Here is a 14,997-nt window from a genome sequence, read left to right as displayed (position 1 = left end):
TTTTATAAACTTCCAGGCGCTTTATCCTTAAATAATTTATAATCTAAACTATCCACTAAAGCCTTAAATGAAGCATCAATTATGTTAGGTGATACTCCAATTGTGAACCAGTTCACTCCTTTTGCATCTGTGCTTTCAATACTAACTCTTGTAACTGCTTCTGTACCTGTATTTAAAATTCTAACTTTATAATCGACAAGTCTTAAGTCTTTCAGATATTCAGAATATTTGGCAAGCTTATTTACATTCTTTCTAATTGCATTATCTAAAGCATTAACAGGTCCATTTCCTTGCCCTTCACATAAAATTTTGTCTCCGTCCACTTCTAATTGAGCTTTAGCATATGATATAATCTCTCCAGTTTTATCTTTCTTTACAGAAACATCGTATTCATTGATTGAAATATATCTTGGTATTTCACCCATTAGTCTTCTAGCTAATAATTCAAAAGACGCGTCAGCACCATCGTAACTATAACCAATGAACTCTCTATCTTTTACTTCATCTAAAAGTTTTTTTATTTTTGGATCACTTTTCTGAACATTAATCCCAATTGAATTTAATCTGGACATTATATTTGATTGTCCTGATTGATCTGAAACTACGATATTTCTAGAATTTCCAACCTCTTCAGGATTAATGTGCTCATAAGTTTTTGGATCTTTTTGAACTGCAGATACATGCATACCACCTTTATGTGAAAAAGCTGAGGCACCAACATAAGGCAAATGTTTATTAGGTTTTCTATTTAATATTTCATCTAGCAATCTTGAGCATTGAGTTAAATTTTTCAAATTTTCTCTTTTAATACTAAGTTCAAATTTGTCTGAAAAATCTTTCTTCAAAAAAAATGAAGGTATTAAAGACATTAAATTTGCATTACCACATCTTTCTCCTAATCCATTTATAGTTCCTTGAACTTGTCTTGCTCCTGCTTGAACTGCAGCAAGACTATTTGCTACTGCATTTTCAGTATCATTATGAGCGTGTATTCCTAAGTTATTTCCAGGAATATGTTTGCTTACTTCAGTTACAATTTTAGAAATTTCATGTGGAAGTGTTCCGCCGTTAGTATCACACAATACAATCCATCTAGCTCCATTATCATAAGCTGCTTTCAAACATGACAATGCATACTCTGGATTAGATTTATAACCATCAAAGAAATGCTCTGCATCAAACATAAATTCTTTACCTGATTTAACAATATGCTTGGTACTTTCACTTATGTTGGTTAAATTTTGTTCATTAGTAATTCCTAAGGCAACTTTAACTTGGAAATCCCATGATTTTCCAAATAAACAAACTGCTGAGCTTTTTGAATTAATTAATGATGATAACATTGGATCATTTTCAGCACTATGTTCTGATTTTTTTGTCATGCCAAATGCTGTTAATTTAGCTGATTTAAAATTATGATCTTTATTAAAAAATTCTGTATCTGTTGGATTAGCGCCTGGCCAACCTCCTTCTACATAATCAACTCCCAACATATCTAATGCTGATGAAATTTTCTTCTTATCATCAATGGAAAAATCAACACCTTGCGTCTGTGCACCATCACGTAATGTTGTATCAAAAATATAAAGTTGTTCTTTACTCATTTAAATTTCCAAGTCGTTTTACCATCTTTATCTTCTATTAAAACACCTTTGTCTAAAAGCTCATTTCTAATTTTGTCAGCTTCCTCATAATTTTTGTTCTCTCTAGCTTTGTTTCTTTCTTCAATTTTCTGTAAAATTTCTTTTTCTGAAATAGAAGCTTTGCTCATTTTGAAGCTTAACCACTCATCTTTATTTTGGTTTAAAAGTCCTACGAACTGACAAGCAGAAACAAATACAGCTTTATCATTGTCATTACCTTTTAGTGCTTTTTCATATAATTTGTGTAAATTTGCTATGTAACCTGGTGTGTTTAAATCATCATACAGAGGTTGAAGAATTTCATCCGAGATATCTGCATTATTTTTACTATCTACATAAACATTGTACCATTTGTTAATAGTATTTTGACAATCTTCTAAAAGTTTATCATTCCAATCTAATGGTTGTTTATAATGCGCACTCATTAAAGCTAATCTTAAAACCTGGCCACTTATCTTATTTCTAAAATCTTTTATTTTTAAAATGTTACCTTGAGATTTTGCCATCTTTTCATTAGACATAGTAATAAATGCATTGTGCAACCAAAAATTTGCAAATACCTTTGTATCATTAGCACATCTTGATTGCGCTATCTCATTTTCATGATGAGGGAATATTAAATCAATACCACCTCCATGAACATCAAACTCATCTCCTAAAAATTTTTTTGACATTGCTGAACATTCTAAATGCCATCCAGGTCTTCCTTTTCCCCATGGAGAATCCCAAGAAGGTTCATCACTTGCTGATGGCTTCCATAAAACAAAATCTTCTGAATTTTTTTTATTTTCACTTATTTCAATCCTTGATCCTGCAATTAAGTCTTCTAGTTTTTTGTTTGATAGCTGACCATAATCATTAAACTTTTTAACCTCAAAATAAACATGGTTGTTATTTTCATAAGCAAAACCTTTTTTTATTAATTCAGAAACCATTTCAATCATCAAATCAATATTTTCAGTTGCTTTAGGTTGATGAGTTGGTGTTTCACAATTTAAATAATTACAATCTTCACCAAAACTTTCAGTTACTTTATTTGTTAGCTCTGAAATTGAAATATTATTTTCTTTTGAAGATTTAATAATTTTATCATCTACATCTGTAATATTTCTAACATAAGTAACTTTTAAATATTTTTTTTTAAAAATTTTATAAAGCATATCAAAAACAACTATTGGTCTAGCATTGCCAATATGAGGATCATCATAAACTGTTGGTCCACAAACATACATTCTTATATTTTGTTCATCTATTGGAACAAATTTTTCTTTTTTGTTTGTAAGATTGTTTGTTAAAAAAATATCGTTACTCATAATTTTAGAAATATACTTAAATTATAGATTTGTGAATCTATTTGATTAATTTGGAATTTTGCATACTGGAATAGGCTCCATTTTATGCAAATTTTGTTTTCTAATGGTTTCGTATTTTGCTCTATTAGAAGATTTAGGATTATCCATAGCTTCCTCAAGTTCTTCATATTTTAACCCAAGCTGACCTTCATCAGTTCTACCATCATCCCACAATCCATCTGTAGGTGCTGCTTCAATAATTTCTTTTAAAATACCAAGTTCTTTGCCTAGCTCCCAAACCTGAGTTTTATTACAATCTGCTATAGGGGAAATATCTACTCCTCCATCTCCATATTTTGTATAAAATCCAACTCCAAAGTCTTCTACCTTGTTTCCAGTTCCAACTACTATTCCTTTGTTAGCTGCAGCAACTTGGTAAAGAGTAGTCATTCTTAATCTTGCTCTAGAATTTGCCATTCCATGCACATTGTCAAATTTAGATAAACTTGAACTAAATGCCAAAAATAACTCATCTAAATTAATTGTATGTGCTTCAACATTTTTAAAATTTTTTACTAACCATTCTTGATGTTTTAAACTTAAATCATGTTGATGTGATTTTTGTTTAATTGGCATCGACAAAACTATTGTTTTCAAACCAGTCATTGCGCTTAAAGTGCTAGAAACAGATGAATCAATACCTCCAGATATTCCTATAACAAGAGACTGAGCCTTTGAAGGCATATTATCTACATAATTTTTAATCCAATCAGATATAAACTTTGTTTTTTCTGTAACATTCATTGCTAATAAAATATTTTTTTATTATGATTTTACAATGTCTTAAGATGCCGCTCTATCTGCATTTTTAGAATATGAGCTATTCTTTTTAATCTCATCTGAAATCATAAATGCTAATTCTAAAGCTTGATTAGCATTCAACCTAGGATCACAATGAGTATGGTATCTTGAAGAAAGATCTTCTTCAGAAATTTTTTGTGCTCCACCAATACATTCGGTTACATCTTGACCAGTTAACTCAATATGAAGACCTCCTGCATAACTTCCTTCACTTTGGTGACATGCAAAAACATTTTTAACTTCATTTAGTACACTGTTGAATGGTCTAGTTTTAAAACCTGTCGCAGCTTTAATTGTGTTCCCATGGCATGGGTCACAAGACCAAATCACATTCAATCCTTCTTTTTTAATTGCTCTAATTAACTTTGGTAAAAATTTTGAAACATTATCTGCTCCAAATCTTGAAATTAAAGTTATTTTACCTTTTTCATTTTTTGGATTAATTCGGTTACATAAATTAATTAAATCATCAGGTTTTAGTGTTGGTCCACATTTTATACCTATAGGATTTTCAATCCCTCTACAAAATTCTACATGTCCTCCATCAAGCTGTCTTGTTCTGTCTCCTATCCAAACGAAATGAGCTGAGGTATCATGGTTCTCACCTGTAGTAGAATCTGTTCTGGTCATTGCCTCTTCAAAGGGTAACAATAACGCTTCGTGTGATGTCCAAAAATTTACTGTGTATAATCTATTATTGAAATCTGATGTAATTCCACAAGCTCGCATAAATGCTATCGCATCTGCAATTTTATCTTCCAGATCTTTAAATTTTTTGGCTTCTGGACTTTTTTTAATATAGCCTAAATTCCATAAATGAACTTTGTTCAAGTCTGCAAAACCTCCTTTTGAAAATGCTCTTATAAGATTTAAAGTTGATGCAGATTGAGAATAAGCTTTAAATAATCTTTTTGGGTCAGGAATTCTTGCTTTTTCGGTAAATTCCATTCCGTTTATGTTATCACCTAAATAACTAGGAAGCTCAACACCATCTTTATTTTCAACTGGAGAACTTCTTGGTTTTGAAAATTGACCAGCAATTCTTCCAACTTTCACAACTGGTAAAGAAGCTGAATAAGTTAAAACTAAAGACATTTGCAAAATTAATTTAAATGTATCTCTTAAATTATCGGGATTAAATTCAGCAAAACTCTCTGCACAATCTCCCCCTTGAAGCAAAAATGCTTTTCCATCTACAACATCAGCTAATTGATCTTTTAGGTGTCTAGTCTCTCCAGCAAATACCAAAGGTGGAAAAGTTCCAATTTTATCTAAAACTTTATTTAGTTCTTTTTTATCTGGATACTCCGGTATGTGTTTAACCGGATATTTTCTCCAACTATTTTTTTTCCAATTTTTCATATTCAACCAGGGGGTGTTTTAGCAGAGTTTAAACTTTATTCAACTGTGACTGATTTAGCTAAGTTTCTAGGCTTATCTATATCATAACCCATTTTCAAAGCCGAATAATATGCAAGCTTTTGAAGTGGAATTGTTAGAAGAAATGGTAATAAATCGTCGTTTGTATTTTCTACTTCAATAGTTTCCCAAATATTTTCTGAATAAATCTCGTCTTTACTTTTGTTTGTAATTAAAAGAACTTTAGCACCTCTTGCTATAACTTCCTGCATATTTGAAATTGTTTTTTTATAGTAACTGTCTCGTGGAGCTAGAACAACAACTGGCATTCCCTTTTCTATTAAAGCAAGTGGTCCATGTTTCATTTCACCAGCTGGATAACCCTCCGCATGAACATAAGATAATTCTTTTAATTTCAAAGCACCTTCCAAGGCTATCGGGAAAGAGAAACCTCTTCCAAGGAACATAGATCCTTTAGCTTCATTGAATGTTGAAGAAATAGCTTGAATATCATTATCTATTAATAAAGTTTTTTCTATTAAGCTTGGTAGGTTTTTAAGATCTTTAATTTTTTCTTGATAATTTTTTTTGTCAATTTGACCAGACAAAGATCCAATTTTTAAAGCTAAAATATATAAAACAAGTATTTGACCTAAGAAAGCTTTTGTTGATGCAACCCCAATTTCAGGTCCGCAGTGAATTGGCAACACAAAATTTGAGTCCCTTGCTATAGAACTTTCAATTACATTGACTACAGCACATGTTTTCATATTATTTTTATTACAAAGATCTAATGCTGCATAAGTATCTGCAGTTTCACCCGATTGAGAAACAAAAATATATAAACTATCCTTTTTAAATCTATTTTTTCTGTATCTAAACTCAGAGGCTATATCGATATTAACATCTAAAGACGTTAATTCTTCAAACCAATATTTTGCCATTAAGCATGAATGATAAGCAGTACCACAACCAATGAAAGTAACTGATTTAATTTCATTGATTTTCCAAGGAAAATTGAAAATATTTATCTCATTATTTACGCTATCTAAATACTCTTTGATTCCGGTTTTAATTGTTACAGGCTGCTCTTCTATTTCTTTGGCCATAAAGTGTTTAAAGTCACCTTTATCATAACTTGACTCATTAGATGATAATTCTAAGATTTTTTTGTTAATTTTCTTGCCCTCTTCATTATAAAAATGAATTTGATCTTTTTTAACAATACAGAACTCTCCATCATCAAGATAAGTAATTTTGTTTGTCATGGATTTTAAAGCATAAGAATCTGACCCTAAGTAATTTTCATTAGGACCATATCCTACTGCCAATGGTGAACCTCTTCTCGCTCCTACAATTAAATCTGGAATATCTTTAAAAATTATACCTAATGCAAAACTTCCATGAAGCTGTTTTAAGGTTTTGGTAATTGCCTCTTCTAGTTCCATAGTTTTTAAATTTTCTGTAATTAAATGGACTATTACCTCAGTATCGGTCTGAGATTTAAAAGTATGACCTTTGTTAATTAAATGTTTTTTAAGAATTGTTGAATTCTCTATAATTCCATTATGGACAACAGATACGTTATCTGATGAATGTGGGTGGGCATTAATACTATTAGGAACTCCATGAGTAGCCCATCTCACATGTCCTATTCCTATATTGCCTTTTAAAGATTTTAAATCAAAGTTTTGCTCTAAATTATCAACTCGTCCTTCAGATTTTACCTCATTAATTTCACCATCAAATAAAGTTGCAATACCAGCGGAGTCGTAACCTCTATATTCAAGTTTTTTTAAAGAATTTATGATATTTGCAGAAACAGATTTGTTGCTAGATATTCCTATAATTCCACACATAATTTATTTTGACTTTCTCTTATAATTTTTAATTTCCACTTGTACAGATCTAGTTAGTGCTAGGGATTTTTTTTTAACATTTTTTGTTATTACAGATCCTGCACCAACAATACTTTCTTTATCAATTTTTACAGGTGCTACTAGAGATGAATTTGATCCTATAAATACTTTATCTTTAATTACTGTCTTACTTTTTTTTACACCATCATAATTACAAGTAATTGTTCCAGCACCAACATTTACCATCTTACCAATGTCGCTATCTCCTACATAAGATAAATGATTAATTTTTGATTTTTTTCCAACAGTTGATTTTTTAATCTCTACAAAATTACCTACTCTTGAACCTTCTTTAAGAGTTGTATCAGGTCTAATTCTTGCATAAGGACCTATCTCAACTTTATTTTCTACCTTACAAGACTCTAAATATGAAAAAGATTTAATGACTACATTATTTCCTATTTTAACTTTAGAACCAATTACCACATATGGTTCGATTGTAACTCCTTTTCCAATTTTGGTATCACCTGAAAAAAAAATAGTTTCAGGACCTGTCATTTTAACACCAGCTTTTAAAAACTTATTTCGAAGTTTGTTTTGATTATTTTGCTGCTTTGTAGGTTTCATCTAGATTTTCTTTACATTAAGTATATATGTTAATTAATTCACAAATTATTTCTTTAAAATACTTTTGATATGAAACAAAAATTTACAATATTATTTGATTTAGACGGAACATTGGTCGATACAGCACCAGATTTAATGCTTGCGCATAATCATGTAATGAAAAAATTTGGATACCCTACGAAATCACTAAATGATTTAAAAAGTTCAGTTGGAAAAGGTGCTGGTGCTATGATTGGCAGGTCAATATGGAGTCAAGCAAAAAAGGAACTGACTAGTATCAATGAAAAAGTTAAAAGTGATATGACTGATGAGTTCATATCTTATTATGGTAAAAATATTCTTAAAGAAAGTGTTTTAATTAATGGCACAAAAGATTTTTTAAATTGGTGTAAAAATAAAAATATCTCTATGGCTGTATGTACTAATAAAACAGAACATCTAGCTGTTGATCTTTTAAAAAAAATTGGAATTTATGATTATTTTGAATATATAGCGGGATATAACACATTTGATTATTGTAAGCCTGATCCAAGACATTTGACTACAGTTATAGAAATTTTAGGTGGTGATTTAAAAAAATCTATTATGATTGGAGATAGTGAAACAGATGCTAATTCTGCAAAAGCTGCAGAGATACCAATGATATTGCTTGAGGATGGATACACTGAAAAAAAAACTTATGAAATATACCATAATCACCTAATAAAAGATTTTGTTGGTATCGAAAAAATCATATCTGAATATCTTTAATATTGATTAATTTATTTTAGCTATTAAAACAAAATTACTTATAAGGAGTTATTTTGTTACTACATACAGTTAAAGTTTTTCCGTCTAAAATTCATTTACCTAAGAAAAAACAACTTGCCTGGAAAATTGCAGAAATTGCAAGTGATAATGCCAAATTGAATAAAGAAGCAGTTGAAATGGTGATCAATAGAATAATTGATAATGCTTCAGTTGCTATTGCTTCTTTAAACAGGAGATCAGTAGTTTCATCTAGAGAAATGGCTTTAAAGCATTCTAGGAAAAATGGAGCAACTCTTTTTGGTGTTAATTCAAAATTAAAATTTGATTGCGAATGGGCAGCTTGGTCAAATGGAACTGCTGTAAGAGAACTTGATTTTCATGATACTTTTTTAGCTGCAGATTACAGTCATCCAGGTGATAACATTCCACCACTTTTAAGCGTAGCTCAACAAAATAAAAAAAGTGGTTTAGATCTGTTAAGAGGAATTATTACTGCTTATGAAGTTCAGGTGAATTTAGTTAAAGGTATTTGTTTACATAAACATAAAGTAGATCACATTGCTCACTTAGGTCCAAGTGTAGCTGCAGGATTAGGATCCATGTTAAAATTAAATACTGAAACAATCTATCAAGCAGTTCAGCAAGCACTACACACAACTATTTCTACAAGACAATCAAGAAAAGGAGAAATTTCTAGCTGGAAAGCATATGCACCTGCACATGCGGGTAAACTTGCAATAGAGGCTGTTGATAGAGTTATGAGGGGTGAAGGTGCTCCAAGTCCAATTTATGAAGGTGAAGATAGTGTAATTGCAAGAATACTTGATGGAAAAAAAGCAAAATATAAAGTTCCATTACCAAAAAAAGGAGAAAGTAAAAAAGCTATATTAGAAACTTATACAAAAGAATATTCTGCAGAGTATCAATCTCAGGCTTTAATAGATCTTGCAAAGAAATTAAAAACTAAAATACCAAATTTAAATCAAATCAAAAAAATAGATATTCATACTAGTCATCATACACATTATGTAATTGGAACAGGTGCAAATGATCCGCAAAAAATGGATCCAAATGCAAGTAGAGAAACATTGGATCATTCTATAATGTATATTTTTGCAGTCGCTCTAGAAGATGGTGATTGGCATCATGTAAAATCTTATACAAAATCAAGAGCTAATAGAAAAAGTACTATTAAGATATGGAATTCAATAACAACCTATGAAGATAAAAAATGGACAAAAAAATATCATGATCCAGATCCAAAAAAGAAATCATTTGGAGCAAAAGTTGTTGTTACATTGAACAGTGGGAAAAAAGTAACTGAAGAACTTGATCGAGCTGATGCTCATCCATATGGAGCAAGACCATTTAAAAGAGAGAATTATATAAATAAATTTTTAACTCTAACAGATGGCATTTTAGATAAAAAAGAGAGTGATCGTTTTTTAAGAAATGTTCAAAATCTAAAAAACTTAAAAGCTGGTCAATTAGACAAACTAAATATTGAGATTAAAAAAAGTAAGTTAAAAAGAAATTTGAAAAAAGGAATTTTTTAATGCACTTTGTTGAAAAAGAACCAAGCCAAAAAAGAATAGATTTTGACCAAAAACTTAAATCTAATAAAGTTCTGAGAGTTCCTGGAGCTTACAATCCTCTAACAGCTAAATTGATTGAGGAAATTGGTTATGATGCAGTTTACGTATCAGGAGGTGTTATGGCTAATGATCTTGGTTTTCCAGATATTGGTTTAACAACTCTTCAAGATGTAAGTACCAGATCATATTTAATATCCAGAGTTACAAATCTTCCAACAATTGTTGATATAGATACAGGATTTAAATCTTGTAAAGAAACTATAGAAACTTTTGAGGAGTTTGGATTAACTGGTGTTCATTTGGAAGATCAAATTGAAAGAAAAAGATGCGGGCATCTAGATAATAAAGAACTTGTTTCAACAGAGGCTATGGTTTCAAAAATAAAAGAATGTGTAGCTGCAAAAAAAGATCAAAATTTTAAAATTATAGCACGATCAGATGCAAAAAGTGTTGAGGGAATTGATAAAATGATTGATAGATGTAAAGCTTATATTGATGCTGGAGCAGAAATTATATTTCCTGAAGCCCTACATGATGAAAAAGATTTTGAAAAAGTAAGAAAAGAACTTTCATGTTATTTGTTAGCTAATATGACAGAATTTGGTAAATCCAAGTTATTTAATTATAAGGAGTTAGAAAACCTTGGTTACAATATTGTTATATATCCAGTAACTACACAAAGATTAGCTATGAAAAATGTTGAAGATGGATTAAGAGACATTTATGCAAATGGACATCAAAATAATATAATAGATAAGATGCAAACAAGAAAAAGATTGTATGAATTAGTGGAATACGAAAAATACAATTCTTTAGATGAAAAAATTTATAATTTTAGTACAGAAGGACATGAATAATGAGTGATGATATAAAAAAAGGTTTACTTGGAATTGTTGTAGATGAAACTGAAGTTTCAAAAGTTATGCCAGAGATTAACTCTCTAACATATAGAGGTTATGCTGCTCAAGATTTGTGTGAATACTGCAGATTTGAAGAAGTTGCCTATTTAATTTTAAACAAAGATTTACCTAATACTATCCAATTAAGACAGTTTGAAAAAGAAGAAAGAAACAATAGAGAACTTACAAAAAATTTGTATGAAATTATAAAACACATGCCAAAAAAATCGCATCCGATGGATGTTGCAAGAACAGCTGTTAGTGTAATGGGATTAGAAGATAAAGAAACATCCAACTCTACTCCAGAAGCCAATATGCGAAAAGCATTAAGAATTTTTGCAAAAACTCCTACAGCTCTTGCTGCTTTTTACAGAATTAGAAGTGGTAAAAAAATAATTAAACCTAAAAAGAATTTAACTTTTGCAGAAAACTTTTTCTATATGTGCTTTGGAAAAGTGCCTCAAAAAGAAATTGTTAAAGCATTTGATGTTTCTCTAATATTGTACGCTGAACACAGTTTCAATGTTTCAACTTTTACTGCTAGAACAATTACAAGTAGCTTATCTGATATTCATGGAGCAATCACAGGTGCAATTGCTAGTTTAAAAGGTCCATTACATGGTGGTGCAAATGAAGAAGTGATGCACATGATGAACAGAATTAAAAAACCAGAAAATGCATTAAAATGGATTAATAACGCTCTTAAAAATAAAGAGGTAGTTATGGGCTTTGGTCATAGAGTTTATAAATCAGGAGACTCAAGAGTTCCAACTATGAGAAATTATTTTGGTAAAGTTGCTAAACTTAAAAAAGATAAAAAGTTCGAAAAGATCTATGACATTGTTGAAAAAGTAATGATCAAAAAGAAAAATATCCATCCTAATGTGGACTACCCTACTGGTCCAATGTATCATTTAATGGGTTTTGATACTGATTTTTTCACACCTATATTTGTTATTTCAAGAATTACAGGTTGGTCAGCACATATTATGGAGCAACATGCTGCCAATAAACTTATTCGACCACTTGCTAAATATAAAGGTAGCAAGCATCGAAAAGTAATGGAATTAAATTACAGATAAGAAAATTATATTTATTAACTAAATGCTTCTGCCCAAGTTCCTTGAGTTGATGCTTTAGAATATTCTGTAGCTCTTCCTTCAAAGAAGTTCATATGCTCTACAGCATTTAACATTGTATCTAACCAAGTTAATGGGTTTTTATCAATGTCATAGATAGCTTCTAATCCTAATTGATTTAATCTTCTGTTTGCAATAAATCGAATATATTTTTTAATATCATCTGCAGTCAAACCTTCCATTGGACCCATTTGAAAAGCTAAATCGATAAAAGCATCTTCATGCTCAACAATTGTTCTGCATGCTTCATAAATTTCTTTTTTCAATTGAGGTGTCCATGTTTCAGGATTTTCTTTAATGAAATCTTTAAATAATCTGATCATTGAATTGCAATGCAACGTCTCATCTCTTACAGACCAAGTAACAATCTGACCCATTCCTTTCATCTTGTTATGTCTTGGAAAGTTTAACAAAATTGCAAAACTTGCAAATAACTGAAGACCTTCTGTGAAAGCACTAAATACAGCAATTGTTTTTGCAATATCATGATTTGACTTAACATCAAAACCTTGCATGTAATCGTATTTATCTTTCATTTCTTTATACTTCATGAATGCTGAATACTCAGACTCTGGCATACCAATTGTGTCTAACAAATGTGAATAAGCAGCAATGTGAACAGTTTCCATTGAAGCAAAAGAAGACATCATCATTAATACCTCAGTTGGTTTAAATACATTCATGTAATGTCTTATGTAACAGTTGCTAACTTCAACATCTGCTTGTGTAAAAAATCTAAAAATTTGTGTTAATAGATTTTTTTCTGAAGCTGAAAGATTTTTTTGCCAATCTCTCACATCATCTCCAAGTGGAACTTCTTCTGGTAACCAGTGAATTCTTTGTTGAGTTAACCATGCATCATAGCACCAAGGATATCTAAAAGGTTTATAAACTGGATTTGCAACAAGCAATCCATTATTGTTTTTTTGTGGTTGAATAATTTCTGACTTAACTTTTTCTGCTACTGACATGATAAACACTCCTCGTACTCTGGTTCACTATTTTCGGTTGATTTATTTTTATATATATTAGCCATGATGTCTGTTGACTTAGAGTCGTTAACATTCTCAGCTCTTTGAATTGATTTTGATCTGCAATAGTAAAGGCTCTTTAAACCTTTCTTCCACGCATCAAAATGAATTTTATGTAATTCTTTTTTATGAACATCTGCAGGTAAAAATAAGTTAACTGATTGAGCTTGTGAAATAAAGGGAGTTCTGTCCCCGCTCAATTCAATTATCCAACTTTGATTAAGTTCAAATGCAGTTTTAAATACATCTTTTTCTAAATCAGTTAAAAAATCTAAATGGTTAACTGAGCCTTGGTTTGTAGTAATACTAGACCAAGTTTCCTCATCATTTTTACCGTGACTTTCAAGAATTTCTTCAAGATATCTGTTTCTCACGTTAAACGAACCAGATAAAGTTTTATGAGTATAGCTGTTTGCTGCAATAGGCTCTACTCCTGGAGAAGCTCCTCCACAAATGATAGAAATTGATGCTGTTGGTGCAATAGCAGTTTTATTAGAAAATCTTTCTTGATAACCATACTCTGCAGCATCAGGACACGCTCCTCTTTCTTCAGCTAAGTCTTTAGAAGCTTGATTAACTTTTTCGTGAATATTTTTAAATATTTTTTTATTCCATGATTTTGCCATTACAGACTCAAGTGGGATTCGATTTTTCTGTAAAAAAGAATGGAAGCCCATTACGCCTAAACCAACACTTCTCTCTCTTTCAGCAGAGTATTTAGCATCTTTAAATTGTTCAGGAGCTTTGTTAATGAAATCAGATAACACATTATCCAAAAATCTCATTACATCACTAATCATATCTGGATCATCTTTCCATTCTTCATATTTTTCTAAATTTAATGATGATAAACAGCATACTGCTGTTCTATCTCTTCCGTCTTTATCAATTCCTGTAGGAAGAGTTATTTCACTACATAAGTTAGAAGTTTTAACAGTAAGATTTGCTAACTTATGATGTTGAGGAATTTGTCGGTTAACTGTATCTATATAAATTATATAAGGCTCACCAGTTTCAATTCTAGCAGTTAATAATCTTATCCATAAATTTCTTGCAGAAATAGTTTGTTGCACAGTTCCATCTGCTGGACTTTTTAATGCCCACTGTTCATCTGTTTCAACTGCTCTCATGAAAGCATCTGAAACTAAAACACCATGATGTAAATTTAATGCTTTTCTATTTGGATCTCCACCAGTTGGTCTTCTCATTTCAATAAACTCTTCTATTTCAGGATGATCGATAGGAAGATAACAAGCTGCAGAGCCTCTTCTTAATGAACCTTGACTAATTGCCATTGTTAAAGAGTCCATCACTTTAATAAAAGGAATTATTCCTGAAGTTTTTCCAACTCTACCAATTTTTTCTCCAATAGATCTTAAGTTACCCCAGTAGCTTCCAATTCCTCCACCCTTTGCAGCAAGCCAAACATTCTCACTCCAAAGATCTAAAATTCCACCTAAGCTATCAGATGCTTCATTTAAAAAACATGAAATAGGTAAACCTCTTTTAGTTCCACCGTTTGATAAAACTGGTGTTGCTGGCATAAACCAAAGATTGCTTATGTAATTATAAATTCTTTGTGCATGTAAATTGTCATCAGCATAAGTGCTTGCTACTCTTGCAAATAAATCTTGATAAGATTCGTTTAAACCAAGATATCTATCTTTTAAAGTTGCTTTACCAAAATCTGTAAGTTTCGAATCTTTAGAACGATCAATTTTAATTATTATACCTTTATCATTTTGAAATAATTCTGTTTCATTATTTAAAGAGAATAAATCTGGCTTATTCGCTTTTGAAACTTCTTTAACTTCTGGGCTATATTCAGAGACAGCTTTCTTGAGGGCTTGAGATAGAATCTTGTTCATATTTGTTATTATATTATTTTAGTTTTGCGAAAACAACTATATGTTGTAGGCGCTTTGATTAAGTATACTAAATA

At 30.6% G+C, this 14,997-nt stretch carries 12 protein-coding genes; 4 read left to right on the top strand and 8 right to left on the bottom strand.

Features of this window, described 5'->3' with window-relative positions; genetic code table 11:
* Positions 1–2: 2 nt before the first annotated feature.
* The 6 genes from cimA to ACTTAX_RS00725 are packed head-to-tail and all read right to left on the bottom strand — an operon-like array spanning position 3 to position 7,641.
* A complete protein-coding gene (cimA, locus tag ACTTAX_RS00750; protein WP_440692155.1) occupies positions 3–1,604 on the bottom strand; it encodes a citramalate synthase in 1,602 nt (533 codons plus the stop codon).
* Positions 1,601–2,956 carry a cysteine--tRNA ligase gene (cysS, locus tag ACTTAX_RS00745; RefSeq protein ID WP_440692153.1) on the bottom strand — a complete coding sequence of 452 codons (1,356 nt, stop codon included), beginning with the start codon at positions 2,954–2,956 and terminating at the stop codon, positions 1,601–1,603. Before cysS ends, cimA begins: the two co-directional genes overlap by 4 nt.
* Before the next feature lie 45 nt (positions 2,957–3,001).
* Positions 3,002–3,739 (bottom strand): NAD(+) synthase, encoded by a 738-nt coding sequence (nadE, locus tag ACTTAX_RS00740; RefSeq protein ID WP_440692152.1) that lies wholly within the window; start codon positions 3,737–3,739, stop codon positions 3,002–3,004.
* 39 nt (positions 3,740–3,778) lie between these two features.
* Positions 3,779–5,158, bottom strand: coding sequence for a class II 3-deoxy-7-phosphoheptulonate synthase (locus tag ACTTAX_RS00735; RefSeq protein WP_440651512.1), 1,380 nt, complete (start codon positions 5,156–5,158; stop codon positions 3,779–3,781).
* Positions 5,159–5,193: 35 nt separating this feature from the next.
* A complete protein-coding gene (gene glmS / locus ACTTAX_RS00730; protein ID WP_440692151.1) occupies positions 5,194–7,014 on the bottom strand; it encodes a glutamine--fructose-6-phosphate transaminase (isomerizing) in 1,821 nt (606 codons plus the stop codon).
* Between the two features lie 3 nt (positions 7,015–7,017).
* Positions 7,018–7,641 (bottom strand): DapH/DapD/GlmU-related protein, encoded by a 624-nt coding sequence (locus ACTTAX_RS00725; protein ID WP_440692149.1) that lies wholly within the window; start codon positions 7,639–7,641, stop codon positions 7,018–7,020.
* Positions 7,642–7,710: 69 nt separating this feature from the next.
* Between ACTTAX_RS00725 and ACTTAX_RS00720 the strand changes: the two genes are divergently transcribed.
* From ACTTAX_RS00720 to ACTTAX_RS00705, 4 genes are read left to right on the top strand one after another with little or no spacing between them, the layout of a single operon-like run.
* On the top strand, positions 7,711–8,391 hold the full coding sequence (locus ACTTAX_RS00720) for an HAD-IA family hydrolase (protein WP_440692147.1): 681 nt from the start codon (positions 7,711–7,713) through the stop codon (positions 8,389–8,391).
* 53 nt (positions 8,392–8,444) lie between these two features.
* The gene (locus tag ACTTAX_RS00715; protein ID WP_440692145.1) at positions 8,445–9,947 is read left to right on the top strand and encodes an MmgE/PrpD family protein; all 1,503 of its coding nucleotides are present in this window, start codon (positions 8,445–8,447) and stop codon (positions 9,945–9,947) included.
* Complete coding sequence (prpB, locus tag ACTTAX_RS00710) at positions 9,947–10,843, top strand: methylisocitrate lyase (protein WP_440692143.1); 897 nt, start codon at positions 9,947–9,949, stop codon at positions 10,841–10,843. The genes ACTTAX_RS00715 and prpB overlap by 1 nt, the downstream gene beginning before the upstream one ends.
* Positions 10,843–11,967, top strand: a complete 1,125-nt coding sequence (locus ACTTAX_RS00705; protein WP_262589057.1) for a bifunctional 2-methylcitrate synthase/citrate synthase — start codon at positions 10,843–10,845, stop codon at positions 11,965–11,967. Before prpB ends, ACTTAX_RS00705 begins: the two co-directional genes overlap by 1 nt.
* A gap of 14 nt (positions 11,968–11,981) precedes the next feature.
* On the opposite strand, the gene ACTTAX_RS00700 is transcribed toward ACTTAX_RS00705, so the two are convergent.
* A complete protein-coding gene (locus ACTTAX_RS00700) occupies positions 11,982–12,995 on the bottom strand; it encodes a ribonucleotide-diphosphate reductase subunit beta (RefSeq protein WP_440692142.1) in 1,014 nt (337 codons plus the stop codon).
* A complete protein-coding gene (locus tag ACTTAX_RS00695; RefSeq protein WP_440692140.1) occupies positions 12,986–14,923 on the bottom strand; it encodes a ribonucleoside-diphosphate reductase subunit alpha in 1,938 nt (645 codons plus the stop codon). Before ACTTAX_RS00695 ends, ACTTAX_RS00700 begins: the two co-directional genes overlap by 10 nt.
* Between the last annotated feature and the right edge of the window lie 74 nt (positions 14,924–14,997).

Origin of the sequence: Candidatus Pelagibacter sp. HIMB1695, assembly GCF_052047655.1 — a bacterium.
In the GTDB taxonomy this organism is placed as follows: domain Bacteria; phylum Pseudomonadota; class Alphaproteobacteria; order Pelagibacterales; family Pelagibacteraceae; genus Pelagibacter.
The sequence above is the reverse complement of the archived record's forward strand: the minus strand, read 5'-3'. Positions and strand labels throughout refer to the sequence as shown.

Bases quoted from the DNA above. Each gene is read 5' to 3' on its own strand.
- cimA (WP_440692155.1), bottom strand. From the start codon at position 1,604: ATGAGTAAAGAACAACTTTATATTTTTGATACAACATTACGTGATGGT.
- cysS (WP_440692153.1), bottom strand. From the start codon at position 2,956: ATGAGTAACGATATTTTTTTAACAAACAATCTTACAAACAAAAAAGAA.
- nadE (WP_440692152.1), bottom strand. From the start codon at position 3,739: ATGAATGTTACAGAAAAAACAAAGTTTATATCTGATTGGATTAAAAAT.
- ACTTAX_RS00735 (WP_440651512.1), bottom strand. From the start codon at position 5,158: ATGAAAAATTGGAAAAAAAATAGTTGGAGAAAATATCCGGTTAAACAC.
- glmS (WP_440692151.1), bottom strand. From the start codon at position 7,014: ATGTGTGGAATTATAGGAATATCTAGCAACAAATCTGTTTCTGCAAAT.
- ACTTAX_RS00725 (WP_440692149.1), bottom strand. From the start codon at position 7,641: ATGAAACCTACAAAGCAGCAAAATAATCAAAACAAACTTCGAAATAAG.
- ACTTAX_RS00720 (WP_440692147.1), top strand. From the start codon at position 7,711: ATGAAACAAAAATTTACAATATTATTTGATTTAGACGGAACATTGGTC.
- prpB (WP_440692143.1), top strand. From the start codon at position 9,947: ATGCACTTTGTTGAAAAAGAACCAAGCCAAAAAAGAATAGATTTTGAC.
- ACTTAX_RS00705 (WP_262589057.1), top strand. From the start codon at position 10,843: ATGAGTGATGATATAAAAAAAGGTTTACTTGGAATTGTTGTAGATGAA.
- ACTTAX_RS00700 (WP_440692142.1), bottom strand. From the start codon at position 12,995: ATGTCAGTAGCAGAAAAAGTTAAGTCAGAAATTATTCAACCACAAAAA.
- ACTTAX_RS00695 (WP_440692140.1), bottom strand. From the start codon at position 14,923: ATGAACAAGATTCTATCTCAAGCCCTCAAGAAAGCTGTCTCTGAATAT.